The organism is Streptomyces sp. NRRL S-244, from assembly GCF_000717915.1.
Taxonomy (GTDB): domain Bacteria; phylum Actinomycetota; class Actinomycetes; order Streptomycetales; family Streptomycetaceae; genus Streptomyces.
The window spans coordinates 66,815-92,549 of record NZ_JOCX01000007.1; the positions used below are offsets into that span (position 1 = coordinate 66,815).

24 protein-coding genes and 1 pseudogene are annotated in these 25,735 nt (G+C 73.3%); 15 read left to right on the plus strand and 10 right to left on the minus strand.

Annotated elements, in window-relative coordinates:
- Nucleotides 1–137: 137 nt before the first annotated feature.
- The 3 genes from IF02_RS0110270 to IF02_RS0110280 form a co-directional block, all read right to left on the minus strand.
- Complete coding sequence (locus IF02_RS0110270) at nt 138–827, minus strand: HAD family acid phosphatase (RefSeq protein ID WP_030155528.1); 690 nt, start codon at nt 825–827, stop codon at nt 138–140.
- 86 nt (nt 828–913) lie between these two features.
- Nucleotides 914–1,672, minus strand: a complete 759-nt coding sequence (locus tag IF02_RS0110275) for a 3-hydroxybutyrate dehydrogenase (protein ID WP_030155530.1) — start codon at nt 1,670–1,672, stop codon at nt 914–916.
- A 115-nt stretch (nt 1,673–1,787) separates the two neighbouring features.
- A complete protein-coding gene (locus IF02_RS0110280; protein ID WP_078621997.1) occupies nt 1,788–2,831 on the minus strand; it encodes an alpha/beta hydrolase family esterase in 1,044 nt (347 codons plus the stop codon).
- Between the two features lie 85 nt (nt 2,832–2,916).
- Between IF02_RS0110280 and IF02_RS0110285 the strand changes: the two genes are divergently transcribed.
- The 7 genes and pseudogenes from IF02_RS0110285 to IF02_RS0110310 all read left to right on the plus strand — a co-directional run bounded on the left by IF02_RS0110285 (nt 2,917) and on the right by IF02_RS0110310 (nt 8,779).
- Nucleotides 2,917–3,885, plus strand: coding sequence for a LysR family transcriptional regulator (locus tag IF02_RS0110285; protein WP_078622019.1), 969 nt, complete (start codon nt 2,917–2,919; stop codon nt 3,883–3,885).
- Complete coding sequence (locus IF02_RS0110290; RefSeq protein ID WP_199809203.1) at nt 3,882–4,754, plus strand: serine hydrolase; 873 nt, start codon at nt 3,882–3,884, stop codon at nt 4,752–4,754. Before IF02_RS0110285 ends, IF02_RS0110290 begins: the two co-directional genes overlap by 4 nt.
- Before the next feature lie 113 nt (nt 4,755–4,867).
- Nucleotides 4,868–6,079 (plus strand): sensor histidine kinase, encoded by a 1,212-nt coding sequence (locus IF02_RS0110295; protein ID WP_037835982.1) that lies wholly within the window; start codon nt 4,868–4,870, stop codon nt 6,077–6,079.
- Nucleotides 6,076–6,727 (plus strand): annotated as a pseudogene (locus IF02_RS33610) (response regulator). Before IF02_RS0110295 ends, IF02_RS33610 begins: the two are co-directional and overlap by 4 nt.
- Before the next feature lie 135 nt (nt 6,728–6,862).
- Nucleotides 6,863–7,159, plus strand: a complete 297-nt coding sequence (locus IF02_RS0110300) for an SHOCT domain-containing protein (protein ID WP_030155539.1) — start codon at nt 6,863–6,865, stop codon at nt 7,157–7,159.
- Nucleotides 7,160–7,229: 70 nt separating this feature from the next.
- Nucleotides 7,230–7,988 carry a carbonic anhydrase gene (locus IF02_RS0110305; RefSeq protein ID WP_030155540.1) on the plus strand — a complete coding sequence of 253 codons (759 nt, stop codon included), beginning with the start codon at nt 7,230–7,232 and terminating at the stop codon, nt 7,986–7,988.
- Nucleotides 7,989–8,098: 110 nt separating this feature from the next.
- On the plus strand, nt 8,099–8,779 hold the full coding sequence (locus IF02_RS0110310) for a hemerythrin domain-containing protein (protein WP_037835984.1): 681 nt from the start codon (nt 8,099–8,101) through the stop codon (nt 8,777–8,779).
- Here IF02_RS0110310 and IF02_RS0110315 read toward each other — a convergent pair.
- Nucleotides 8,776–11,736, minus strand: coding sequence for an AfsR/SARP family transcriptional regulator (locus IF02_RS0110315; RefSeq protein WP_234318154.1), 2,961 nt, complete (start codon nt 11,734–11,736; stop codon nt 8,776–8,778). The two genes, IF02_RS0110310 and IF02_RS0110315, sit on opposite strands and share 4 nt — an antisense overlap.
- A gap of 117 nt (nt 11,737–11,853) precedes the next feature.
- Between IF02_RS0110315 and IF02_RS0110320 the strand changes: the two genes are divergently transcribed.
- From IF02_RS0110320 to IF02_RS34745, 3 genes are read left to right on the plus strand one after another with little or no spacing between them, the layout of a single operon-like run.
- Nucleotides 11,854–13,290 carry a zinc ribbon domain-containing protein gene (locus tag IF02_RS0110320; RefSeq protein ID WP_234318155.1) on the plus strand — a complete coding sequence of 479 codons (1,437 nt, stop codon included), beginning with the start codon at nt 11,854–11,856 and terminating at the stop codon, nt 13,288–13,290.
- Nucleotides 13,291–13,314: 24 nt separating this feature from the next.
- On the plus strand, nt 13,315–13,686 hold the full coding sequence (locus IF02_RS0110325) for a hypothetical protein (RefSeq protein ID WP_030155547.1): 372 nt from the start codon (nt 13,315–13,317) through the stop codon (nt 13,684–13,686).
- Between the two features lie 19 nt (nt 13,687–13,705).
- On the plus strand, nt 13,706–14,350 hold the full coding sequence (locus tag IF02_RS34745; RefSeq protein WP_030155549.1) for a hypothetical protein: 645 nt from the start codon (nt 13,706–13,708) through the stop codon (nt 14,348–14,350).
- A gap of 20 nt (nt 14,351–14,370) precedes the next feature.
- On the opposite strand, the gene IF02_RS0110335 is transcribed toward IF02_RS34745, so the two are convergent.
- Together IF02_RS0110335 and IF02_RS0110340 are read right to left on the minus strand one after the other, a co-directional pair.
- Entirely contained in the window at nt 14,371–15,057 is a 687-nt protein-coding gene (locus IF02_RS0110335; RefSeq protein WP_234318156.1) for a family 16 glycosylhydrolase, read from the minus strand.
- 128 nt (nt 15,058–15,185) lie between these two features.
- Nucleotides 15,186–15,599 carry a DUF5997 family protein gene (locus IF02_RS0110340; RefSeq protein WP_030155552.1) on the minus strand — a complete coding sequence of 138 codons (414 nt, stop codon included), beginning with the start codon at nt 15,597–15,599 and terminating at the stop codon, nt 15,186–15,188.
- Nucleotides 15,600–15,657: 58 nt separating this feature from the next.
- Here IF02_RS0110340 and IF02_RS0110345 point away from each other — a divergent pair, with 58 nt between their 5' ends.
- Nucleotides 15,658–16,485: a LysR family transcriptional regulator substrate-binding protein gene (locus IF02_RS0110345; RefSeq protein ID WP_078621998.1), complete on the plus strand. Its 828-nt coding sequence runs from the start codon at nt 15,658–15,660 to the stop codon at nt 16,483–16,485.
- Nucleotides 16,486–16,526: 41 nt separating this feature from the next.
- Here IF02_RS0110345 and IF02_RS0110350 read toward each other — a convergent pair whose 3' ends face one another.
- The 4 genes from IF02_RS0110350 to IF02_RS0110365 all read right to left on the minus strand — a co-directional run bounded on the left by IF02_RS0110350 (nt 16,527) and on the right by IF02_RS0110365 (nt 20,002).
- Nucleotides 16,527–17,267 carry a PP2C family protein-serine/threonine phosphatase gene (locus IF02_RS0110350; protein WP_030155556.1) on the minus strand — a complete coding sequence of 247 codons (741 nt, stop codon included), beginning with the start codon at nt 17,265–17,267 and terminating at the stop codon, nt 16,527–16,529.
- Between the two features lie 37 nt (nt 17,268–17,304).
- Nucleotides 17,305–18,444, minus strand: coding sequence for a site-2 protease family protein (locus IF02_RS0110355; protein ID WP_030155558.1), 1,140 nt, complete (start codon nt 18,442–18,444; stop codon nt 17,305–17,307).
- 91 nt (nt 18,445–18,535) lie between these two features.
- Entirely contained in the window at nt 18,536–18,892 is a 357-nt protein-coding gene (locus tag IF02_RS0110360; protein WP_030155560.1) for a hypothetical protein, read from the minus strand.
- 99 nt (nt 18,893–18,991) lie between these two features.
- The gene (locus IF02_RS0110365) at nt 18,992–20,002 is read right to left on the minus strand and encodes a methyltransferase (RefSeq protein WP_030155562.1); all 1,011 of its coding nucleotides are present in this window, start codon (nt 20,000–20,002) and stop codon (nt 18,992–18,994) included.
- A 340-nt stretch (nt 20,003–20,342) separates the two neighbouring features.
- Here IF02_RS0110365 and IF02_RS0110370 point away from each other — a divergent pair, with 340 nt between their 5' ends.
- From IF02_RS0110370 to IF02_RS0110385, 4 genes are all read left to right on the plus strand, one after another.
- Nucleotides 20,343–22,142: a hydrogenase maturation protein gene (locus tag IF02_RS0110370; RefSeq protein WP_051696108.1), complete on the plus strand. Its 1,800-nt coding sequence runs from the start codon at nt 20,343–20,345 to the stop codon at nt 22,140–22,142.
- A gap of 121 nt (nt 22,143–22,263) precedes the next feature.
- Entirely contained in the window at nt 22,264–23,322 is a 1,059-nt protein-coding gene (locus tag IF02_RS0110375) for a hydrogenase expression protein HypE (protein ID WP_030155565.1), read from the plus strand.
- A 100-nt stretch (nt 23,323–23,422) separates the two neighbouring features.
- On the plus strand, nt 23,423–25,207 hold the full coding sequence (locus IF02_RS0110380) for a nickel-dependent hydrogenase large subunit (RefSeq protein ID WP_030155566.1): 1,785 nt from the start codon (nt 23,423–23,425) through the stop codon (nt 25,205–25,207).
- Nucleotides 25,204–25,725: a hypothetical protein gene (locus IF02_RS0110385; RefSeq protein ID WP_030155567.1), complete on the plus strand. Its 522-nt coding sequence runs from the start codon at nt 25,204–25,206 to the stop codon at nt 25,723–25,725. Before IF02_RS0110380 ends, IF02_RS0110385 begins: the two co-directional genes overlap by 4 nt.
- The last annotated feature ends 10 nt before the right edge of the window (nt 25,726–25,735 follow it).

Here is a 25,735-nt window from a genome sequence, read left to right on the forward strand (position 1 = left end):
GACGATCCCCGGTTCGGGTCCGCGTTGGCGGCCCGGACCGGAGCAGTCGCATCGTACGGTCCGTCAACACCGTTCAGGAAGCGCGGATTTCGCCGCGGAACGCGCGGGCCGCGGCCGCCGCCGCGGCCCGCGACCGGCTAGGAGAGCTTGCCGTTGTAGTCCGGGAGCTTGAAGGTGCGCTCCGCGTGGCCGCCGACCAGGTCGCTGTTGTTGTTGCCGATGTTGGCGATGATCGTGTAGCCGCGGCCCTCGATCTCGGCGCGCTTGGCCGTCTTGTAGGCGCTGACCTCGCTGAAGAGGGCCGGCAGGTCCCGGACGTACAGGTCCGTGACGGGGTAGCCGACGGCCTTCAGGTTGTGCTCGGTGAGGGAGTGGATGATCCCCGGGCGGGCGGTGACGAAGATGATGGCGACGCCGTGCTCGTCGGCGTACCGGGTCAGGTCGCGGACCTCGGAGATGGCCGGGGTCGGGAACGTCCAGAACCAGTGGAAGTCCGTCTCCAACGAGGAGTTGTCGATGTCGAGGACGATCGCGGGCTTCTCGCCGGCGGGCGACTGGGCGATGCGCTGCTCGACGTACGGACGGGCCGTGGCCATGACGGCGGCGACATCGCGCTTCCACGTGCCGTAGTCGATGCCGCGCAACAGGGCGTTGCCGCCGGGCGCGGAGGCGGTGGCGGAGACGGTGGCCGCGGCCGGGGCGGTCACCGGGGCCGGGACCGGGGCGGGGGCGGCCTGGGCGGAGGCGGCAGGGGCCAGCATCAGGACGACGGTGGCCGCCGCCGTGGCGGTGGCGGTGCCGAGCAGGCGGGCGCGGGTGCTGCGCATGTGGGGGCGCTCCTCAGGGGGGATTGGCATGTACAGTGCCAGAATTCGAAAGATCGCCCCGCCTGTCTACTGGTCGGTAGTTAAATTTAGGTGGCCGTCCAGCCACCATCGAGGGGGAGCGAGGCTCCCGTGAGGTAGCCGGCGTGGGGTCCGCACAGCCACACCGCCGCCGCCGCGACCTCCTCGGGCTCGATCAGCCGCTTGATCGCGGACCGGGTCAGCAGCACCTCGGACAGCACGTTCTCGGGGCCGATGCCGTGCGCGGCGGCCTGCTGCTCGATCTGCGCCTCGACCAGGGGCGTACGGACGTAGCCGGGGCTGACGCAGTTGCTGGTCACCCCGTACGGGGCCCCCTCGATCGCGGCGACCTTGCTCAGCCCCTCCAGCCCGTGCTTCGCGGCCACGTACGCGGACTTGTACGCGCTGGCCCGCAGCCCGTGGGCGCTGGAGATGTTGACGACCCGCCCCCAGCCGGCCGCGTACATGTGCGGTAGCACGTGCCGCAGCAGCAGGAACGGCGCGGTGACCATCACCTGCTGGATCAGGGCGAACCGCTCGGCCGGGAACTCGGGGATGGGGGCGACGTGTTGCAGGCCCGCACTGTTGACCAGGATGTCCACCGCGGTCGGCAGCCGCTCGATCGCGGCCGGGTCGGCGAGGTCGACGACGTGAGCCTGCCCGCCGACCAGTCCGGCGACGGACGCGGCCGACTCCTCGGCGATGTCGGCCACGTGCACGGTGGCGCCCGCCTCGGCCAGGGCGATCGCGCAGGCCCGGCCGATGCCGCTGCCGCCGCCGGTCACCAGCGCGACGCGCTCCCGCAGGAAAGGAAGTTGGCTCGTCATGGCTGAACCCTAGGGAGGGCGGACGGCCGCGCCCATGGTCCCGCACACCACACTCGGGGGCCGGGCCGTGGTGTGCGGAGCCATGAACGGCGCGGGTGCGCGGCGGCGGCCGCCGTCAACGCCGCCCGGTGGAAAGGAAGTCGAGCACAGTGGCGCTCGCGTCCAGTGCGGTGCTGACGGAGCCGAAGCCCGCGGGCGGGGGAACGGTCGAGCCGGGCCAGGTGTGGCCCGCCCCGTGCATGACGAGCAGCCGCACTTCCGCCCCCGCGGGGCCGGCCGGCCAGGTGACGGAGTCGTAGCCGGACTTGCCCTCCTCGGCAGGACTGCCGGCCCCGCCCGCCGCGGCGAACGCCTCCGCACTGGCCCGCGCGGACATGGTCGCGGTGATGGGCTCCTCCCCGGGAGCGGCCGGCCCGGGACTGGGCAGCCCGGCCAGTGGCCGTACGGGGTCCTCGGCCCCGTAGACGATCAGGACGGGCACCGGCCCGGTGGGCTTCACGGCGGCGGCCCCGGTGGGGAGTTCACCGGAGACCGCGGCCGCGCCCGCGACCAGGTCCGGTCGCTGCGCGGCCATCCGCAGCGCCATGGAGCCGCCGTTGGAGAACCCGGCGACGTAGATCCGGTGCGGGTCCGCCCGGCCGGTGCGCACGAGTTCGGCGACCAGCGCCTCGGTGAACCGGACATCGGCGTCCGGATCCGGGCGCCGGTCGGTGGGAGCGGTGCCGGCGCCCCAGGCCTTGTCCAGCGCCTCCGGGTACACGAGGAGCATGCCGCGGGCCTCGGCGGCCCGGTCCAGGCCGCTCTGCTTGCGCAGGTTCTCGGCGTCGGCACCGCGCCCGTGGAAGGCGATGAGCAGCGGCCGGGGTCCGCCGTCCGCGGCGGGGCGGTGCATCAGGTACTCCCTGGTGCCGCCGTCCACGGTCAGCCGTTCCCGGCTGTCGACGCCGGGGGCCGGGGCGGCGGCGCTCGTACTCACGGCGGGCCCGGCCGCGGCGGGCGGCCGCGCGCCCGTCGAGCAGCCACCGAGCCCGGCGGCGGTCAGGGCGAGGCCGAGGGCGACGGCGGCGGCGTACGGGATGCGACGCGGGGTGCGCCGGGTGCGCCGCGTGCTCCGTGTGCCGGTGCGGTCGGGTGACGGGGGGAAGGGGTTCGAGGACATGCCGTGAGCACAGCACCGCGGCCCGCCCTCCGTCCAAGATCCGTATGGATCTCGGATCGATCAAACTCCGATATCGTTGCTGGCCGTGGACCTGATCCGGCATCTGCAGTGCTTCGTGGCTGTTGCAGAAGAAAGACATTTCGGCCGCGCCGCCGAGCTGCTCGGCATGGCCCAGCCACCCCTGTCCCAGCGCATCCAGCGCCTGGAGCGCGAGCTCGGCGTCCGGCTCTTCGAGCGCACCAGCCGCCAGGTGACGATCACCGCGGCGGGCACGATGCTGCTGGAGGACGCCCGCCTGCTGCTCGCCCGCGCGGACGCCCTCGCGGCCACCGCCCGCCGGATCCGCGACGGCGAGAGCGGACTCCTACGGGCCGCGCTGCCGCCCGATCTCGCCGGCGAGGCGATCGCCGCGATCCTGGCCGCCTTCCGGCAGCACCACCCCGGCGTGGAGCTGGAGCTCCACGAGCTGTCCACCGCCGAGCAGCTGGCCCGGTTCACCTCCCGCGAGCTCGACGTCGGGCTCGTCCGGCACCCCTGCGACATCGCCGGACTGGAGCTCGGGCCGGTCCTGCGCCGCGAGCTCGGTGTGCTGCTGCCCCGCGAGGCCCCGGCCGCAGCCCTGGACGAGGTACCGCTCGCCGCCCTCACCGGATACGGCCTGGTCCTCTTCCCCCGCGCCGAGGCCCCCGCCCTGCACGACGACGTCCTGAACACCTGCGCCCGGGGCGGCTACACCCCCGCCACCGTCCGCCAGGGCCGCGGCACCGGCTTCGTCCGCGGCCTCGTCCTGTCCGCGAACGCCGTGGCCTTCGCCCCGCGCGACACCGGGTCGGCCGACGCCCCGGGCCCGCACGCGGACATCGTCTGGCGGCCCCTCGCCGGCGCCCCGCTGGCCTGGCGCCACAGCGTCGCCTGGCCGCAGGGCCGCGGCGACGCCGCCGTCGGGGCCTTCGCCGAAGCGACCACGCGCGCCCTGTGGAACACTGCGGCGGTGACCGCCGACGCACCCGCGCGGCCGCTCCACCTGCGCCCGGCAGCGGAGTACTGGCTGTGAACCACCCCCTGCGCCGCATTGCCGCAGCCTTCGCCGAAGCCGGCGTCAGCGGCCGGCTGCACGCCGTCGACATCGATTCCGGTACGGAGATCGACGCCGGTGCGGACCAGCCGGTCGTCACCGCCAGCGTGCACAAGCTCTGCCTGCTCGTCGCCCTCCACCAGCACGCCGCGGCCGGCCGCCTGGACCTCACCGAACAGGTCGAGTGCCCGCCGGCCGACCGCACCGCCGGCCCCACCGGACTCGCCGCCATGCTGGATCCCGTCCGCATGTCCCTGCGCGACGCCGCGTACCTGATGACGGCCGTCAGCGACAACGCCGCCGCGGACCTGCTCCTCGCGCGCATAGGCCTCGACGGCGTCAACGAGGCCACGGCCCGCCTCGGCCTGACCCGCACCCGCGCCGTCCACACCTTCCGCTCGCTCTTCGCCACCGTCCGGGAGGACGCGGGCCCCGCCGGAGCCCGGGCCCTCGCCGATCCGCAGGTCCTCGCCCGGCTCCGCGCCCTCGACCCGGCCCGGAGCAACCGCAGCACACCCCGCGACATGACCCGGCTGCTCGCCGCGGTCTGGCGCGACGAGGCCTGCACCCCCGAACACGGAGCCGCGATCCGCCGCCTGCTCGGACTCCAGGTGTGGCCCCACCGGATGGCCGCCGGATTCCCCTTCGACGACGTCCACGTGGCCGGCAAGACCGGCAGCCTGCCGACCGTGCGCAACGAGGTCGGCGTCATCGAGTACCCCGACGGCGGCCGCTACGCCGTGGCCGTCTTCACCCGCGCCGCCAACCCCGCGGCCACCCTCCCCGCGGCCGACGCGGTGATCGGCGCCACCGCGCGCATCGCCGTCGACGCCCTGCGCACGAGGTAGGCCGCGGCGTCCCGGACGCGCCGGGCCCGGTCCGCGCGTACTCCCCAGGGAGTACGCCCGATCGGCCCGCCCGGCGGACGACGCCGCCGGGCCCGGGCGTCTAGCGTGGCGGCATGGCGGAGCGGCGGTGGGAGTACTGGGCGGAGCGCACCCGCGGCGGGCGGCTGCCGTGGCGGTCCTCGCTCCTCGTGGCCGTGCTCGCGCAGGCGGCCGCCGGGTGGGTGCAGCAGGCCCAGCCCGGCCGCGAGCCCATCGGCGCACTCGGGCGGCTCCTGCTGCTCCTCGGGCCCGCCCTGCTGCTCCTGCGCCACCGGTACCCGGTGCCCGTCCTCTACGGCGTCTGCGCCGTCACCCTCGGCTACCTCGCCTGCGGATACCCGTACGGCCCCGTCTTCCTCAGCGTCGCCGTCGCCTGCCTCGCCGCCGTCGTCTCCGGACACCGCCACGCCGCCTGGGGCGCGGTGGGCGGCCTGTGGGCCGGCCATCTGCTCATCGCGCACTGGCTGTACCGCTGGCTTCCGCCGCCCGGCGACGGCCCCGCCCCCTGGGGGACGGAGGGCGCCGTCACCGCCTGGGCGATCGCCGTACTCGCCGCGTCCGAGGTGGTCCGCGTACGCCGGGAGCAGTGGGCCCGCGACCGGGCCGAGCGGAAGGCCGCCGAGCGGCGCCGGGCGGACGAGGAGCGGCTGCGGATCGCCCGCGAGCTGCACGACGTACTGGCCCACAGCATCTCCGTGATCAACGTGCAGGCGGGCGTCGGCCTGGCCCTGCTCGACACCGACCCCGAACAGGCCCGTACGGCGCTCACCACCATCAAGGCGGCCAGCAAGGAGGCGCTCGGCGAGGTCCGGCAGGTCCTGAACACCCTGCGCGCCCCCGGCGAGGCCCCCCGCGCCCCCGCCCCCGGACTCGACCGGCTCCCCGAACTGGTCGCCCAGGCGGCCTCGGCCGGACTCACCGTCTCCGTGACGGGGGAGGACCGGGCCCGGGGACTGTCGCCGGCCACGGACCTCGCCGCGTTCCGGATCCTCCAGGAGGCGCTCACCAACGTGGTGCGCCACTCGGGCTCGCGGACCGCCCGGATCCGCCTCACCCGCCCGCTCGGTGCGCTGGAACTGCAGGTGGACGACGACGGGCCCGCCACCGGCGGCGAAGCCGGCGGCAGCGGCACCGGCCTGATCGGCATGCGCGAGCGGGCCGCCGCGCAGGGCGGCACCATCGAGGCCGGCCCCCGGCCGGACGGCGGCTTCCGGGTGCTGGCCCGGCTCCCGCTGACGGACACCGGATCGCCGGGGAGCCCGGCGGCGAGGGAGGACCAGGAGTGATCCGCGTACTGCTCGCCGACGACCAGGCGCTGGTACGGGCCGGCTTCCGCGCACTGCTCGACGCACAACCGGACATCGAGGTGGCCGGCGAGGCCGCCGACGGGGCCGAGGCCGTGCGCCTGGCACGCGAACTGCGCCCGGACGTCGCCCTGATGGACATCCGGATGCCGGAGCTCGACGGCCTCGCCGCCACCCGCACGATCACCTCGGACCCCGGACTGGCCGCGGTGAAGGTGGTCATGCTGACCACCTTCGAGCTCGACGAGTACGTCTTCGAGGCGATCCGCTCCGGTGCCTCCGGGTTCCTGGTCAAGGACACCGAACCGGAGGAACTGCTGCGCGCGGTACGGGCGGTGGTCGCGGGCGACGCCCTGCTCTCACCCGGGGTGACGCGCCGGCTGATCGCGGAGTTCGCGGCCCGGTCCAAGGCCCCGGAGGCGGCGACCGGGCTGGACCTGCTGACCGAGCGCGAGCGCGAGGTGATGGCCCTGGTCGGCCTCGGGCTGTCCAACGCGGAGATCGCGCGCAGGCTGGTGGTCAGCCCGCTGACGGCGAAGACGCACGTCAGCCGGACCCGCCCGGGACCGGGCCCAGCTGGTGGTGCTGGCGTACGAGTCGGGGCTCGTCAGGCCCGGCTGGCTCGGCTGAGGCGGCTCCCGCGGGGAGCTACTCCCGCAGCCGTACGCACAGTGCCGCCGGCCGTACGACGACCCGGGCACCCTCCCGGGGCGAGTCTCGGAAGCGACAAGGAAACCGCACCCCCTTCCGAGGAGCTGAACCGAGATGAACACCCTGGCCTACGACGGGCCCGGCCCGTGGATCCTCTTCGTCCCGCTGATCTGGGCGGCCGTCGTCTTCGGCGTCGTCACGGTCCTGCGCCGCACGGTGTGGCGCGGCGGCCGCGGCCCGAGCGGACCATGGGCGACCCGGGGCTCGTACGGCGAGAACTCCCCGATCGCCATCCTGGGCCGCCGGTTCGCCACCGGCGAGATCGACGAGGACGAGTACTGGCGCCGGCTGTCCGTCCTGGACGAGCAGTTCGGCCGGACGACCCTGGACGGCAAGGGCGGGGCCGGCTGAGCCCGCCGGACTTCCGGTATTGCGCCCCGCCCCCGGGCAGGAGCACCGGAGGCGGGGTTACCGTCCCGCGATGGATTCGAACACCCAGATACGGGACACCCCTTCGCCCAGCCGCCGCGGCCTGCTCCTCGCGGCCGCGGCGGGCTCGGCGGCCGTGGGGTCCGTCCTCCCCCTCGCCTCCGCCTTCCCCGCCTCCGCCGCTCACGCCCCGGCGCCGCCCGCCGAACCGGAGCCCGCCGCGGGCCCCGTCCCGCCGGAAGCGGCCCTGCGCCGGCTGGCCGCCGGCAACCGGCGCTGGCGTACGTACGGGCAGGAGCACCCGCACGAGTCGGCCTTCATACGGCAGCGGCTCACCAAGGCCCAGCACCCCTTCGCGATCGTCCTCGGCTGTGTCGACTCCCGCGTGCCCCCGGAGCTCGTCTTCGACCAGGGCCTGGGCGACCTCCTGACCGTACGCTCGGCGGGGGAGGTACTGGACGAAGCCGTCCTCGGCAGCGTCGCGTTCGGGGTCCTGGAACTGCAGATCCAGCTGGTGCTGGTGCTCGGCCACCAGTCCTGCGGGGCGGTCGGCGCCGCCGTCCGCGCGGACGAGACCGGTGAGCCGCTGCCCGCGCACATCCAGTACCTGGCCGACCAGATCCGGCCGTCCATCGACCACACCCAGCAGGGCGAGGCCCGCATCGACGCCACCATCGACGCGCACGCCCGGCGCACCCGCGACCGGCTCGCGGCCGAACCCGACATCGCCCGGCGCATGGCCGCCGGCAAGGTGGCCGTCGTCGCCGCCCGCTACGGTCTCCGCGACCAGAGCGTGCGCACCCTGGGATAGAACCGGGCTCCCCGGGGGCGCTGGAGCGCCGCCGTGCGCCCCTGGTGGAGACGGACGGCCGCCCGCCACGCTGGAGCCCGGTACACCCACCAGGGCGGGGGTCATGGTCGATGTCGACGTCGATGGAGAACCAGGGAAAACCGATCACCACGCACGACATGGTGGTGGTCCACCGGATGTTCCGGCGCGAGTTCGGGGAGGCGGCGGGCCGGGTGCGCGGAGTGCGCCACGGCAGCCGCGCCCAGGTCAGGCTGGTCGCGGAGCGGCTGGAACTGCTGCTGGACACCCTGCACCACCACCACGAGGGCGAGGACCGGCTGTTGTGGCCCAAGCTGGCCGAGCGCAGGCCCGAGCAGGCTGAGTTGTGGAAGCGGATGCGGGGCCAGCACGCCGAGCTGTCGGCCGGGCTCGCACGGGCGAGCGCCCTGCTCGGGCCCTGGGCGGCAGCCGGTGGGAGCACCCACCGGGAGGAGCTGGCCGAGGCGCTCGATCAGGTGGCCAAGGCCGCCGGGGACCACTTCGACCAGGAGGAGCACGAGGCGCTCCCGCTCGTCGCGGGGGTGGTCTCGCAGGCGGAGTGGGACGAGATCGGCGACGCGGCCAGCGCCGCCGTACCCAAGAGCAAGCTGTTCACCGTGCTCGGCATGATCCTCAAGGAGACGGACCCGGGCGAGCAGATCCTGATCATGGGCCACCTGCCGCTGCCGCCCCGGGTGCTCTGGCGGGCGGTGGGCGAACGCAACTTCCGCCGCCTGGAACAACGTCTGGAGGCGGCGGTGGGCCACGGCTAGCAGCTCTCGCACGCCCTCAGCTCGGCGAGCGCGAGCGCGCGCACCGCGGGGTACGCGCCGGCGCCGGGGAACGCGAGTACCGTGCGGAACTGCTGGCCCGCCTCGCTGACCCGGCCCGCTGCCGAGTAGGCGCGGCCCAGCCTGCTGCGGATCTCCATCTCCATACGGGTCCGCTCGGGCTCGTTCAGCGGGGACAGCGACCGGAGTCGGGAGAGGGCCTCGTGGTGGAGCGCCATGGCCGCCTCCAGGTTTCCGGTGCCCAGCTCCGCCGTGCCCAGCATGCTCAGCGTGATCGCCGTCAGGGGGATGTCGCCCGCCTGCTGCACCAGGTCGGCCGCCCGGCGCAGGAGCTCCTTGGCCTCGGCGAACTGGCCGAGGTCGAGGTGGACTTCGGCGGCGCAGCTCAGGGCCCTGCTGATCATGGCGGGCCGCCCGTTCGTCTCGGCGCGGGCGGCGGACTCGGCCAGGCACAGGAGCGCGTCCCGGGTCCTCCCCAGCGTGCGGTAGGCCGTGCCGAGCACGCTGAGCGCCATCGCCACCAGCCACTCGTCCTCCAGCAGCCGGGCCAGGTCGAGCGCGGCCGTGAGGGGCGAGAGGGCCTGCTCGGACCGGCCCGAGTTCAGCTCGGCGGCCCCGATCCCGGCCAGGGCCCGGGCTTCCTCGTGCCGGTCCGCGTTCCGTCGGCTCAGGCGCAGCGCCTCGGTGAACGCCGCACGGGACCGTGTGATGTCGCCCAGATAGACGTGGATGATCCCCAGGCAGTTGCGCAGCGCGGGCGCCATCCGCCGGTCGGTGGCCCGGTCCGCCTGGGGGAGGGCGACCTCCAGGGCCGTGCGGCCTTCGTGGTAGCGGCCCCGGCGCACGAACTGGTCGGTCAGCGCCTCGGCGATCCAGCAGGCGTGGTCGGCTTCGCCGAGGCCTGCCGCATGGCCGACGACGTCGGCGAGTTCGGCGTCGGCGGCGTTCAGCCAGGTGCTCGCGTCGGCCCAGCCCGCGAAGGCTCCCGTCGCGGGCGGTCCGGTGGGGAAGCCGCCGGAGCCCCAGTCGCTGGCGGTCCGGCCCGCGTCCACGTAGAGGCGGAGCATGGCGGTGCGCGCCGCCCGCGCTTCGGCCGGGGTGGCCTCCGCGAGCCGCCGGGCATGGACCCGTACCAGGTCGTGCAGGCGGTAGCGGCCCGGCCGGGGCTGCTGCACCAGACTCGTATCGACCAGGCTCTCCAGGATCTGCTCGGCGTCGCGGGCCGGCCGGCCGAGCATGGCCGCCGGCGTCAGGGCGTCGAATTCGCTCGTCGGCGTCAGGCCCAGGGAGCGGAACGCCTGCTGCTGTGTGGGAGCGAGCTGGTCGTACGACAGGCGGAAGGCCGCCTCCAGGCTGCGGTCCCCGGCCCGGAGCTCACTGAGCCGGTGTTCGTCGTCCGCCATACGGTCCACCAGATGGGCGAGCGTCCAGACGGGGCGCGTCTGCAGCCGTGTCCCGGCGATGCGCAGAGCCAGCGGCAGACCACCGCACAGCCGGGCCAGTTCGACCGTCGCCGTCCGTTCCCCGGCCGCGCGCTCTTTCCCGACGAGATGCCCGAGCAGGGTCTGCGCGTCGTCCGTCTCCAGCGGATCCAGCGTGATGCGCCGGTCGGCGTCGAGTCCGGCCAGCCGCCGGCGACTGGCCACGATCACCATGCTGCCCGGTCCCGCCGGGAGCAGCGGCCGGACCTGCGCGCTTCCCCGCGCGTCGTCCAGTACGAGGAGCAGCCGCAGCGAGCCGGTCGCCGCGCGCCAGGCGGCGCTGAGCTCGTCCAGATCGGCCGGTACCTCGCTGTCGGCCGTGCCGATCGTGCGCAGGAGCCGCCGCAGCACGCGCTGGGGCGAGAGCTTCTGCCGCCCCGGGCTGTGGGCGCGCAGGTCCACGAAGAGGCAGCCGTCCGGATAGTGGCCGCGTAACTCCTGGGCCGCGCGGACGACGAGGGCGCTCTTGCCGACCCCGGCGATGCCGTCGACGGCAGCGACGCCCACGGAGTCGGGTGGGAACGCGGTGGCCAGCAGGGACCGTTCGCGCTCCCGCCCGATGAGGACGCCGGTGACGCCCGGCAGTTCGTTGACCGGGGGGCGGGGCCGGGGCGGGGCGGAGAGGTCCGTCGGGCCGGCCGCGGGGAGGGTGGCGGGGCGGGCCGCCGCCGGGCCCAGGAGGAGTTCGTCGTCGCGGCGCAGTACCGCTTCGTACACCCGGCTCAGTGCGTCGCCGGGGCTGACCCCGAGCTCGTCGCGCAGCCGCTCGCGCATGCCCTGATAGGCGTTCAGCGCCTCGGCCTGGCGCTGGTTGGCGTACAGGGCGCGCATGTGCAGGGCCAGGAGCGACTCGTCGTACGGCTCGGCCGCGGACAGCGTGGCGAGCCCGTCCAGGGCTTCGGCGGACCGGCCCAACAGGAGGAGGCATTCGAGCCGTTCCGCCTGGAGCGTCCTTCGCCGTTCCGCCAGCCGCCGCCGCTCGGCCTGCGCGAACGGCCCCGGCAGCCCGGCCAGGGGCTCTCCCCGGAACAGCGCGAGGGCATCGGCGAGCCGTGCCATCGCGGTGGGCACGTCACCGGACGCTTTCACCCGCCGCGCCTCCTGGACCAGCTCGGCCAACTCGGCCACGTCGAGGCGGATTCCGTCCACGGCGATGCCGTACCGGCCCTGGCTGCTGCGGATCACCGACTCCTCGTACCCGGTTCCCGCCGGGTCGAGGGCCTTTCGCAGGGCGTAGACGTAACTCGGCAGGACCCGGTGACCGGAGCCCGGCAGCGCCGAGCCCCACACCCCGTCGAGGAGGTCCTCGTGGCTGACGGTGCTGCCCGGCCGCAGTGCCATCGCGGCCAGTACGGCTTGGCGCCGGACGGGTCCCAAGGCCAGCGGCGTCGTACCCCGCCAGGCCCGTACCGGTCCGAGCAGCTCGATCCTGAGCCGCTGCGGAGATTCCCCGTCCACTCGGATCCTTTCGCGCAGGTCATCGAAATTTCATCAGCATTGCAGTGCCCCCGGCCACGCTTGGCAAAGCTCATGGTGCACGAGTGGAAGCGGAATGGCTTGGAATCGGGGGGAGTCATGACGGGTTCAGCCCCCGCGCGCCGCACCGCGGTGCCGGGATGGGGCGGCAGCCGGGACGTGACCAGGTACCTGTGCGCGGCCGCGTACCTGGACCGCGCCTACGCGACGTCGCTCGTCAAAGAGGTGGCGGCGGAGCCGCATCTGGGCGTGGCCGCGGCCCCGGCCTGCGACGTCCCGGTGGTGCTCAGGCACGCGTACCTCGCGAACGCTCGCAGGCACAGCCGGGACATCCTGCTCGCCTTGCTGCTGCTGTTCGTCCTCATCTTTCAGCTGTTGGTGGGAATGCCCGGTGTCACCCTTGTGATTCTGTTCCTCGGGTGGGTGACGGTGTTCTCCTTTGAGTTCTCGACCAAGTACGGCGGCCCGATGCAGAGTCTGCGCCCGGACGAGTTCGACCCCGCCGCCGCCCCGGAGCCGATCAGCGCGAGCGTCGCCGCGCGGCTGCGTGAGATCGGCGCGTACGCCGAGGGCAACGTCACCACCTACAGCGGCTATTCGCCGTTCGCCGGGTACGGGGCCGCACGCGACTCGTGGTCCCTGGCCTTCGACGTCACCTCGCCGAGCCGGCCGGGGGTCGAACCGCAGGATTTCGACGTGACGGACCTGTACGCGCACGTCGCGGGACGGCTCCGCACGCTGGGCCTGCCCTGTCTGGAGATCGAGGAGCGGGTCTTCGTCGGCGGCTCGGCCGTCCGGGAGGACCGGCGCTTCCTCCCCGATCCCCTCGGCCGGCCCGTCACCGCCATCACGCCCGAGGCCATGGACGCACTGAAGCGGTCGCCGGAGGAGAAGGTCCGGCCGTACCTCGCCGTGCACTCCACGGGCTGGGGCGGTGAGCTGGTGACGTCCCTCTTCATCCGCTTCGTCCGCTCGGACTCGAGCCTCGTCGTGGAAGCGGCCCCGACGGTGCTGTTCCCCCTGCGCGACAGCTACCGGGTCGTCGACACCCTGATGCCCAGCCCGCCCCTGATCGAGGTCCTCAAGCTCGCGGCGTCGACTCTGGTACCGACCGTGTTCGAGCTCCTGGCCTCGCCCGTGCGCGCGGTCGCGGGGTTCGCCCCCGACTTCTGGATGTACTTCCGGGTCCGGAAGCAGGACAAGCTGATCACGCAGCTGCGCCGCTTCGACTACGGGGCCCGGCAGGCCGTGCGCCGCAACGTCGCGGACAAGAGCCACCAGCGCTACTTCCAGGAAGCGGACAGCGGCATGGTCCTCAAGGCGATCGAGAAGAGGGTGCTGAACGCGATCGTGGAATTCGCGGAGGCTCATGGAATCCATACGGACGAGCTGGTGCAACGGCAGGAACTGATCATCAATCACGGGATCATCGCGAGTCACGGAGCGAGAGTCCAAGGCAGCTCGGTCGCCTCCGGTGAGAACTCCAAGGTCTCGTCGAAGATCCTCAAGAAAATACCGCGCGTGAAAATGGACTGACCATGGTGAGGGGCGAGGAAAGAAATGCGGGAAAATCAAGGGATCATCGCCACGGGGGGCTCGCAAGTCGTCTCCTCCGCCGTGGCGAGCGGCAGGAACGCGCAGGCCGAGGTGTACAGCAGCGGGTCGACGCAGTTCGGAGACGGCCGACAGCGATCGCCTCAGGAGATCCGGGACCTGTTCTCCCGGCTGATCGACGAACTCGGGCGTTCCGAACACCCCGACCGCGCCGATCTGATCGAGATCGCGGAGGACGCGCGCGAGGAACTCGCCTCCGAGAACCGGCGCATGGGAAAGCTGAGGATGCTCGCCAGGGCGCTCCTGAGCGCGGTGGCGGGATTCACCGCGCTGGTCTCCCTCGCGCAGCCGATCGAAGAGGCGATCCGCGGTCTATGAGCGAGGGAGATCGGAGGAGATGACCATGCCGCCCTCCCGGCCCGCCGGGCCCGGCTACGTCCGCGTGGGATTCACGGTCCTTCCCCGGTGGCTGCCGTGGCTGGTGGCGGCGCTCGTGGTGGTGGGCGGGGGGAGCGCGGCCGTTCTCATCGCCGTGGCTCCCCCGCGCGGGGAGCGGGCGGCCGACGCGGCCCCGCGCGGCCTGCCGCCGGAAGCGGGCAGGGGCTCCTCCCTGCCATCGGCTCTCGTCCCGCCTCCCACCCCACGATCGAGTGAGCCCGTTGCTCCCGCATTCCCGTCCGCATCGGCCTTCCCGTCCGCATCGGCCACCCCGCCCGTCCTGCCTCCGGTCGAGCCGAGTCCGGCGCGTGCGCAAGGCCCGAGCGAGGTCGTGGAGGAGTACTACCAGGACATCGCGAACCGGGACTTCGCCGCCGCCTGGGAACTCGGCGGCAAGTACATCGCCCACACCTCCTACGCGAAGTGGGTGGCGGGGTACGACACGACGGCGAGCATCTCGCTCGGCTCGGCCGACACGGTGGAGCCCGGCCGGGTCCGGGTCGTGATCCGTGCGCTCCAGACGGACGGCACGCTGAGGGCGTACGAGGGGACCTACACCGTGTCCGGCGGGGTGATCGTCGGCGCGCAGGTCACCGAGGAGTGACCCTGATCCGCCGGACACCCCTAACCGCGGTACACGCGGAGGTCCGAGACCTCGTACGACATCTCCGATACGCCCGGGTCGGGGGCCGGGTGGTAACGGCCCGCGCACACGGACAGGTTCACGATGAGGTACGCCCGCCAGCGCCGGCCCACCCCGCTGTGGTCGGCGTACGCGCGGGTGCCGTTGACCCACCAGACGACCGTGTTCGTACCGAACCTGACCTTGAGGTCGACCCAGGCTCCGGGGCGGATGGCGGGGTCGTGGAAGTAGTGCGAGCCCCCGCCCCGGACGTGGTTGGAGAGTTCCAGCAGGTCCGGGTTGTCGGGGTGGTACTCGAAGACGTCGACCTCCTGGCCGCCGTCCCGCCAGGTCCAGATCGCGGGCCAGGCGCCGACCGCCTCCGGCAGCCGGACCCGGGCCTCCAGCACGTCCTCGGCGCGCAGCAGGAAACCCTCGTCACTGCCTTCGGTGGTGAGCAGTCCGGAGTCCCAGTTGCCGTCCGGCCGTCGGGTGGCGCGGAAGGTCCCGGTGCGGCTGTAGGAGGGGTCGTCGACGAGATGATCGAGTTTGTTGTCGCCCGGATTGACCGGGCCGTTGTCGGGAAAGGCCGAGGTCCGGCCGGCGACCCAGCGGGAGGTCGAGCCGAAGTCGGCGGAGAAGACGAGGGTGCGGGCGCTCCGGAACGGGGCGAGGAGTCGGGAGATCACCCCGCAGCTCTGCCCAGGGCGCGCCGGCCGCATTCCGGTGATCTTTGTCGAAATGCGGACGGGAGGGGCGCTTCAGGGCACTTCCGGCGCCCGAGGCGCCGCCCCGGCGCCCCACGGGCGCACGTCGGTCAGGAGCCGGACTGCTGCTGGCGCTCGGCGCGCTCGGCCTGCTCGGCGTGCTTCTCCTTGATGCGGACCGCTTCCTTGCGGACATCGGCCTGGGTGGCGCGCTCCTTCTGGAGCCACTCCGGGTTCTCCTGCTTCAGCGCGTCGATCTGCTCCGTGGTGAGGGCCTCGGTGACCCCGCCGCGCGCGAGGCCGGCGATCGAGACGCCGAGCTTGGACGCGACCACGGGGCGGGGGTGCGGGCCGTTGCGTCGCAGTTCCTGCAGCCACTGGGGCGGCTCGGCCTGCAGCGCGTTCAGCTCGCTGCGGGTCACGACACCCTCCTGGAACTCTGCGGGGGTGGCTTCGAGGTACACACCCAGCTTCTTCGCCGCGGTGGCGGGCTTCATGGTCTGGGTGGTCTTGTGCGACGTCATGGGGTCAAGGGTATCGAGCGTGTGCGCTACTTCTGACCACGGCCGGTAACCTGGCCGGGTGACAGGCTCGGAAGCATCTCCCACGGCATCGCCCACGGCGTCTCCCTCGTTCCGGCTCGCGTACGTCCCCGGAGTGACGCCCGGCAAGTGGGTGCGGATCTGGAAGGAGCGCCTGCCCGACGTCCCGCTGACCCTCCTCCAGGTCTCCGCCGCCGAGGCTCCGGACCTGCTGCGGGGCAGCGACGCCGACGCCGCCTTCGTACGGCTGCCGATCGACCGTACGGGCCTGGCCGCGATCCCCCTCTACACCGAGACCACGGTCGTCGTGGTCCCGAAGGACCACCTCGTGGCGGCCGTGGAAGAGGTCTCCACCGGGGACCTCGCCGACGAGATCGTGCTGCACCCGCTGGACGACACCCTGGACTGGGAGGGCCTGCCCGGGCGGCCCGCGCTGGAACGCCCCGCCACCACGGCGGACGCGATCGAGCTGGTGGCGGCCGGGATCGGCGTCCTCCTCGTCCCGCAGTCCCTCGCCCGCCTGCACCACCGCAAGGACCTCACGTACCGCACGGTGACGGACGCCCCGCAGTCCCGGGTGGCCCTGTCGTTCCTCGAACTCGACGGTGAACCCACCGACCTGGTCGAGGAGTTCATCGGGATCGTGCGCGGCCGGACCGTCAACAGCACGCGCGGCCGCGGCGCCCCGACCCCGCCTCAGCCGAAGCAGCGCAAGCGCCCCGACGCGGCGGGCGCGGGGCGCGGGTCCGCGGCCGGGAAGTCGGGCGGCAAGAACCCGCGCGGCGGCTCCGGCGGAGCCAAGGGCGCTCCCAAGGGCGGCAAGAGCAGCAAGATCGCCAAGGGTGGCAAGCCCCGCCGCCGGCCGTAGCGTACGGTCACGGTCGGTGACTTTCCGGGCCGAACGGGACGCTAGTCGCCGATCCTGACCAGGGCGAGCGTGATGTTGTCGGGGCCTCCGGCGTCGATGGCGGCCCTCCACAGCTCGAACGCCGCCTTGCCGTCGTCGTGCACCCGCAGCAGCTCGTCGAGCTCCTCGGGCGGCACCGGGTCGGTCAGCCCGTCCGAGCACACCAGGTAACGCGCTCCGGCCGGCAGCGGCTCCGTCGATACGTGCGGGGTGATCCCGATGTGCCGGCGGGCGCCGCCGAGCGCCTGGGTCAGCAGGGACGTGGTGCGCTGCCCCGGTTCCAGCGGCGGATTGTCGTCCACGCTCACCTGCCGGACCTCCGGCGCCGTGGCGTCGAGCACCCGGCTGTCGCCGACGTTGAACGAGATCAGAGAGTCCTCCAGTACGACCGCACCCGCCACGGTGGTGCCCATGGTGGCCAGCTCCGGATCGCTGTCACCGGCCGCGTACACCGCGTGGTTGCACAGGGCGAGCGCCTCGCGGACGGCTCCCTCGCTGTCCAAGGAGGGCCCGAGCACCGCCAGTTGCCGTACCACCAGCGCGCTGGCCACCTCGCCCGCCGGCTGTCCGCCGATCCCGTCTGCGACCGCTACGACGAGCGGCGAACCGAGCGGGAACACGAACGTCTGCGGATTGCGGGTCACACCGGCGCACAGCGTCCACGGCCCGACGACGAGGCTGTCCTCGTTGTGGTCGCGTACCAGCCCGGCATGGCTCAGGGCGCTCACGGCTACGTACGTCATCGCACCCCCATTGTCCCGCCGCACGCCCGTTCGTGCCCTACTCGGGCTCGCGGCCCCCGCCCCCGCCGAGCGCCTGCCGCTCCATGAGCCGGGTGACGTCCTTCGCGGTGACGATCCCCACCAGCCGGTCCGCGTCCACCACCAGGAGCGGCAGCCCGGTCCCCGGCCGCAGCGCGTCCAGGGCCTCGCCCAGCAGATCGCCCGGGGCCGCCACCGCGCACCGCTCCAGCGGTGTCGCCACGTCGCGCACGCGCAGCGCCTCGCGCTGCGCCTCCGGGAGCCGCGCCAGCCCGCGTACGTGCACCACCCCGCTCGGGCGGCCGTCGAAATCGAGCAGCGGAAGCGCGGAATGCCGGGATGCCACGGCCACCTCGTCGATGAACCGCCGCACGCTCAGCCAGTCGGCGCCGGTCGCCACCGGGCTGGACATCGCATCGGCCACGCGCACGCCCCGCAGCCCCGTGCGCAACACGGCGTGCTGGCGCTCCGCGCCCGCGACGAACGTGATGAAGAGACCGATGAAGACGAGCCACAGTCCGCTCGACACGCCGCGCAGGAAGGAGATCCAGCCCACGGCCGCCAGCAGCACGCCCATGACCTGCCCCATGCGCGAGGCCGCCCGGTCCGCCCGGTCCCGGTCGCCCGTACGCCACCACAGCAGGGCCTGGAGCACCCGTCCGCCGTCGAGCGGCGAGGCGGGCAGCAGGTTGAACACGGCGAGGAAGAGGTTCGTCCAGCCGAGCCAGACCAGGACGGCGGCGGGCACCGCCCAGCCGGGCAGGGTGTGCAGCCCGATCCCCGCGCCGACCGCGGCGCCGCCGATGACCAGGCTGGTGAGGGGGCCGCTCACCGCGACCGCGAAGGCCGCCGGGGCGGTCTGCGGCCGGCCCATCCTGGTCATCCCGCCCAGCGCCCACAGGGTGACGTCCTCGACGGAGATCTTCTTCCGGCGGGCCGTCGCGGCGTGCGCCGTCTCGTGCAGGAGCAGGCTGCCCATCAGCAGCAGGGCCCCCACGACGCTGGCGAGGGTGTACACGGCGTTCGAGCGCCCCGGAGTCCACACGGGGAGGGTCTGGCGGCCGAGCCCGTACGCGAACAGCACCACCAGCAGCGGCACGCTCCAGTGCATGCGCAGCGGCACTCCGACGACACGTCCGATAGGGACCGAGCCGTTCATCTGGGTCTCCTGCCGGCCCGGCAGTGGTTCATACACCCCATTGTCGCTCCGGGACGGCGGACCCGTACCGGAGCGACAGGCGGAGCGGGGCTCAGGCCTCCGTGGCGGCCGGAGCGGCCAGGGCCTCGTCGAGCTCCCACGCGTGCCGCTTGAACTCGCGCAGGAAGTCGCCGTGGTCCTCCCACTGGCGGGCGATACCGCGCAGTACGTCCCAGTGGTGCTCCACCGACTGGTCGATGACCCGGCGCAGCGCCGGTTCGGCCGTCGCCCGCTTCTCGATCAGCCCCTTGACCGCCGAGGCCTCCAGCACGGCGTTGCGCAGCGCGCGCAGCGCCCGGGAGGTGTCGTCCATCGCGAAACCGCGCTCGCTGCCGGTGGCCTCGTCGAACAGCGGGGTCAGCCGCGCCTCGATGAATGCGGTGATCCGCTCGAAGTGCTGCACGTCCATCGGGGCTCCATCTCGTCTGCTTCCGGGCGCCGCGGCTGCTCGCCGGCGCGGATGAAGAATATCCGCTGAAGATCGGGAGGCGACGGGCGGCGGGCGCGATCAGACGGCGACGGCCTCCAGGACCGAGGGCACCGACGGGGTGGGCAGGATGCGGGCCAGCCGGAAGCCCGCCCGTGCCAGCAGGGACTCGAACTCGGCGGCGGTCCGCTCGCGGCCCGTGACGACCATCAGCATCACGAGGTCGAGTTCCACGCCGGGATGCGGGGCGCTGCCCTCGGGCAGGACGGCGTCCACCACGAGCAGGCGGCCGCCGGTGCCGGCCGCGCGCCGGATGGAGCCGAGGATGCGCAGCGCGTCCTCGTCGCTCCAGTCGTGGAGGATGTGCTTGAGCAGGTAGAAATCGCCCCCGGCCGGCACGGCGGTGAAGAAGTCCCCGCCCGCCGTCCGCCAGCGGCCCGCCAGCTCGGGCCGGTCCAGTACGTGCTCGGCGACGGTGGCGGGCTGGTCGAAGAGGGTGCCGGACAGGGTGGGCTCCCGGGTCAGTACGGCGGCCAGCAGCCCGCCGCGGCCGCCGGCCACGTCGACGAGGCGTGCGCCCGCCGGGAAGGCGTAGCTCCGCGCCACCAGTTCCTCGACCGGGCCGGAATGCGCCGCCATGCCGGCGTCGAAGGTGGCCCGGTCCTCCGGGGACTTGAGGAGGTGTTCGAAGAACGGCATGCCGTGGGCGAGGTCGAAGGCGGACTCGCCCGTACGCAGGGTGTCCGCGAGCCGGTCGGCGGAGCGCGCGTACATCGGGTCGGTCAGCAGCAGGGCGCTCGCCAGCTGCGATCCCGGCGCGCCGCCGACCAGCGACTGCCCGGCCTCCTCGAGCCGGAAGGCGCCCCGGCCGTCCTCGCCGAACAGCCCCCGCGTCGCCAGGAACCGCAGGATCCGCCGCAGGGCGGGCCCGTGCGTGCCGGTGCGGGCGGCGAGCTCCTCGGCGGTGCGCGGCCCCTCGGCGAGATGGTCGGCTATCCGGTGGACGGCCACGGCCCGTAAGGCGGCGGCGTGGACGTGCCCGTACATGAGGTCGTGCAGCGGGGACGGGGCGAAGGGGTCGATGCTGGCCACGGTCCGGCTCCTGTCGGCTCGATGCGATGCGATGCGATGCGGTGCGGGTCGGTGCGACGCGATGCGGGTCGGGTCGGATCGGGGCGCGCGGGCGGTCGTGCGGCCCGCGCGGCCCACCTGCGCAGTGCATGCCGCGTACGGGTCCCCCGTCCAGTCCCTTTCCGGGCATCTCCGCGCGCCCCCGGGCCCGCCCCTCCACCAGGTGGCGGTTCCGGGTGGCCACTTCCGGGTGACACCCCCGTAGGCCTCACCGGCCCGCGGGCGCCCGTGGTCGACGATCGCCAGCGGCCGTACCTGCCGCGGCCGCAGATCGCCGGGGGCCGGACGCTTGGGAGATCACGTGCACATCCTGCTCGCCGCCAGCGCGTTCAACAGTCTCACTCAGCGTGTACACGCAGAACTGAGGGACCGCGGGCACAGCGTGGCGGTCGAGCTCGCCCTGCCCGGCGTCTCCCTCGCCGAGGCCGTCGACCGTCACCGGCCGGACCTCGTGCTCGCGCCGATGCTGAAGACGCCCATCCCCCGGGAGGTCTGGTCCGCCCACACCTGCCTGGTCGTCCACCCGGGGCCCGTGGGCGACCGCGGGCCCTCCTCGCTCGACTGGGCCGTCACCGAGGACGCGACCCGCTGGGGCGTCACCGTGCTCCAGGCCTGCGAGGAGATGGACGCGGGCGACGTCTGGGCCACCGCGGACTGCCCGCTGCCGCCCGTCGGCAAGAGCGACGCGTACCGCGGGGAGATCGCCGACGCCGCGCTGTCCGCCGTGCTGACGGCCGTCGACCGCTTCGCCTCCGGCACCCACGTCCCCGAGCGGCAGCGGTCCGGCCGCGCCCGGCCGTACCTGCGCCAGGAGCTGCGCCGGATCGACTGGGCGAACGACTCCACGCAGAGCGTCGTCCGCGCGCTGCGCGCCGCCGACTCCCAGCCGGGCGTACTCGACGAGATGCTCGGCGGCCAGTGGTTCCTGCACGGCGGGCACCCCGAGGACCGGCTGCGCGGCCGCCCCGGCGAGCTGATCGCCACCCGCGCGGGCGCGATCTGCCGGGCGACCGCCGACGGAGCCGTGTGGATCCCGGAGCTCCGGGCGCGGCGCGCGGCCGGCGAGCCGGGTCAGCCGGGTCAGCCGGCCCCCGTCAAACTCCCCGCCACCCTCGCCCTCGGCGACCGGCTGCCGCCGCTCCCCGAGATCCCCGCGCCGCCGTACGCCGCCGACGCGGACCCGGACGGCCCGCGCACCTGGTCCGACATCACCTACCGGGAGCAGGGCGGGGCCGGCTTCCTCACGTTCTCCTTCCCCGGCGGCGCGATGAGCACCGCGCAGTGCCGGCGCCTGCTCGCCGCCTACCGGGAGGCCTGCACCCGGCCCGTCTCCGTCCTCGTCCTCGGCGGCGGCCGTGACTTCTTCTCCAACGGCATCCACCTCGGCGTCATCGAGGCGGCAGCCGACCCGGCCGAGGAGTCCTGGGCCAACATCAACGCGATGGACGACCTCGTGGAGGCCGTCCTGACCACCACCGACCGGTTCGTCGTGGCCGCCCTCGGCGGCAACGCGGCCGCCGGCGGGGCCATGCTCGCGCTCGCCGCCGACGAGGTCTGGTGCCGTACCGGAGTGGTCCTCAACCCGCACTACCGGCTGATGGGCCTGTACGGATCCGAGTACTGGACCTACACGCTGCCCCGCCGCACCGGAACCGGCGTCGCCGAGCGCCTCACGACCGAGGCCCTGCCGATCAGCGCCGAAGCCGCCCGCCGGCTCGGGCTGGTCGACCGTACGATCGACTGCGCCCCGCAGGCCTTCGCCGACGAGACGTCCCGGCTCGCCGTCCGCGTGGCGGACTCGCCCGCCGTCCTGTCCCGGATCGCCGGCAAGAAGGCCCGCCGCGACGCCGACGAGAGCGTCCGGCCGCTCGCCGCCTACCGGGAGGCGGAGCTGGCGCGGATGCGGGAGGCCTTCTTCGACCCGCAGGCCCCGTACCACGCCCTGCGCCGCGCCTTCGTACGCAAGGAGCCCGCCGACCGCACCCCGGCGCACCTGGAGCGCACCGTGCCGGGACGGCGCACCGCGGCCCTGCCCTCCCGGCGGCCCCGGGTCACTGGACCGGCCGAACAAGACAGGGCGCCGGGCCCGGCCGGCTGCTAGCAAGAAGGGTGAGGCCGGCGCGGAGCACCTGCCCCGCCCGGCGTCCCCGTCCCCGTTCCCGCCCCCTCCGCGTCCCCGGCCCCACCCACCCCCCCGCATCCCTTCCCAAGGAGCGATCCTCATGGATGCAGCAACGCCGAGCACGGCGGTAGAGGACCCCCCGATCCACATCCTCTGGATCAACGCCGGACTGAGCTGCGACGGCGACTCGGTGTCCCTGACGGCAGCGATGCAGCCCAGCATCGAGGAGATCGTCATGGGCGTCCTCCCCGGACTGCCCAAGATCGCCGTGCACTGGCCGCTGATCGACTTCGAGTGCGGACCGGTCGGCGGCGCCGACACGTTCATCGAATGGTTCTTCAAGGGGGAGCGAGGGGAGATCGACCCCTTCGTGCTCGTCGTCGAGGGCTCGATCCCCAACGAGAAGATCAAGCCCGAGGGCTACTGGTGCGGCTTCGGCGACGACCCGGAGACCGGCCAGCCCATCACCACCAGCGAGTGGATCGACCGCCTCGCGCCCAAGGCCCTCGCCGTGGTCGCGATCGGCACCTGCGCCACGTACGGCGGCATCCATGCGATGGAGGGCAATCCCACCGGGGCCATGGGCGTACCCGACTACCTCGGCTGGGACTGGACCTCGAAGGCCGGCATCCCGATCGTGTGCGTCCCCGGCTGCCCGATCCAGCCCGACAACTTCTCCGAGACCCTGACCTACCTGCTCTACCAGGCGGCCGGCTCCGCGCCGATGATCCCCCTGGACGACAAGCTGCGCCCCACCTGGCTGTTCGGCAACACCGTGCACGAGGGCTGCGACCGGGCCGGCTACTACGAGCAGGGCGAGTTCGCCCAGACCTACGACTCGCCCAAGTGCCTGGTCAAGCTCGGCTGCTGGGGCCCGGTCGTCAAGTGCAACGTGCCCAAGCGCGGCTGGATGAACGGCATCGGCGGCTGCCCCAACGTGGGCGGCATCTGCATCGCCTGCACCATGCCGGGCTTCCCGGACAAGTTCATGCCGTTCATGGACGAGCCTCCGGGCGCGAAGGTCTCCGCCACCGCCAGCGGGGTCTACGGCACGCTGATCCGCAAGCTCAGGGCGATCACCGAGCACACCGTGGACCAGGAGCCCAAGTGGCGCCATCCCGGACGGCAGTTGACCACCGGCTACCGCAAGCCCTGGTGACCGGGCCGCCCGCGGCCCCGCGTCCACCCGGCCCGCGCCCCACCGCTGCGCCTCTCCCAACCTCCAGCTCCCGTCTCCAAGAAGGGTCACGGCAGACAAGATGACACCGAAGACGAAGGCGGCCGGTGACGGCAGCGGCCTGGTGGAGATGGCCTGGGATCCGATCACCCGGATCGTGGGCAGTCTCGGCATCCACACGAAGATCGACTTCAAGCAGAAGAAGGTCGCGGAGTGCTACAGCACCTCGTCCGTCTTCCGCGGCTACAGCGTCTTCATGCGCGGCAAGGACCCCCGCGACGCGCACTTCATCACCAGCCGCATCTGCGGGATCTGCGGCGACAACCACGCCACGTGCTCCGTCTACGCCCAGAACATGGCGTACGGGGTGAAGCCGCCCCACCTCGCCGAGTGGATCATCAACCTGGGCGAGTCGGCGGAGTACATGTTCGACCACAACATCTTCCAGGAGAACCTGGTCGGGGTCGACTACTGCGAGAAGATGGTCCGCGAGACCAACCCCGGCGTCCTCGAACTCGCCGAGCGCACCGAGGCCCCGCACGCCGGCGAGCACGGCTACCGCACCATCGCCGACATCATGCGCTCGCTCAACCCCATCGAGGGCGAGTTCTACCGCGAGGCCCTCCAGGTCAGCCGGTACACGCGCGAGATGTTCTGTCTGATGGAGGGGCGCCACGTGCACCCCTCCACCCTCTACCCGGGCGGCGTCGGCACCATCGCCTCCGTCCAGCTCTTCACGGACTACATGAGCCGCCTCATGCGGTACTGCGAGTTCATGAAGCGCGTGGTCCCGCTCCACGACGACCTCTTCGACTTCTTCTACGAGGCCCTGCCCGGGTACGAGGAGGTCGGCCGCCGGCGCGTCCTGCTGGGCTGCTGGGGCGCGCTCAACGACCCCGAGTACTGCGACTTCACGTACGCCAACATGACCGACTGGGGACGGAAGATGTTCGTCACCCCGGGCGTGGTGGTGGACGGGAAGCTGGTCACCAACGACCTCACCGAGATCAACCTCGGCATCCGCATCCTGCTCGGCAGCTCGTACTACGACGACTGGCAGGGCCAGGAGAAGTTCGTCACCCACGACCCGCTCGGCAACCCGGTCGACGCCCGCCACCCGTGGAACCAGCACACCATCCCGGCCCCGCAGAAGCGGAACTTCGACGACAAGTACAGCTGGGTGATGTCCCCGCGCTGGTTCGACGGCAAGGACCACCTCGCCCTCGACACCGGCGGCGGCCCCCTCGCCCGCCTGTGGTCCACCGCCCTGTCCGGGCTCGTCCACACCGACTACGTCCAGGCCACCGGCCACAGCGTGGTCATCACCCTGCCCCGCACCATGACCAAGCCCGAGACCCGCTTCGAGTGGAAGATCCCGAAGTGGAGCAACGCGCTGGAGCGCAACCGCGCCCGCACGTACTTCCAGGCGTACGCGGCCGCCATCGCGCTGCACTGCGCCGAGAAGGGCCTGGCCGAGGTCCGCGCCGGACGCACCCAGACCTGGGAGAAGTTCGAGGTTCCGGACGAGTCCATCGGCGTCGGCTTCACCGAGGCCGTGCGCGGCGTGCTCTCGCACCACATGGTGATCCGCGACGGCAAGATCGCCAACTACCACCCGTACCCGCCGACCCCGTGGAACGCCAGCACCCGCGACACCTTCGGCACCCCGGGACCGTACGAGGACGCCGTCCAGAACACCCCGATCTTCGAGGAGAACTCCCCGGAGAACTTCAAGGGCATCGACATCATGCGCGCCGTGCGCAGCTTCGACCCCTGCCTGCCCTGCGGCGTCCACATGTACGTCGGCAGCGGCAAGACGGTCAAGCAGATGCACGTGCCCACCGGACTGAGCGGACTCGGCGGATGAGCGCGACGGCGACCGACGCACGCGAGGCGGGCCGGCGGGTGGACGAGGTCCTCGACCGGCTGGCCGCCTCGGGCGACCGGGAGGCCTGCGCCGCGGCCGAGGAACTGGTGCGCGTGCTCATGGACTTCTACGGGGCCGGGCTCGCCCGGATCGTGGAGCGGCTCGGTGTGGAGCGCCTCGGCGGGCTGCTGGACGACGAGCTCGTCGCGAGCCTGCTCGCCCTGCACGACCTGCACCCCGAGGACGTCCACACGCGGATCGCCCGGGCCCTGGACACCGTACGGGACCCCATGGAGCTGATCGGCTTCGACGCGGCCACCGGCGTGCTGCGCCTGCGGTCCGCGCCGGGCGGCGGCTGCGGCTGCGGATCCGGCGGCGACGCCGTGCCGCAGGGCGTCGAGGACGCCCTGGCCTGCTTCGCGCCCGAGGTGAGCGCGGTGGAGCTCGAAGCCGCCGAGCCGCCCCTGCCCCTGCTCCAGATCGGCACCCGCCCGCAGGCCCCGGCGCGGGCCCGGTGAACGCGCCGCA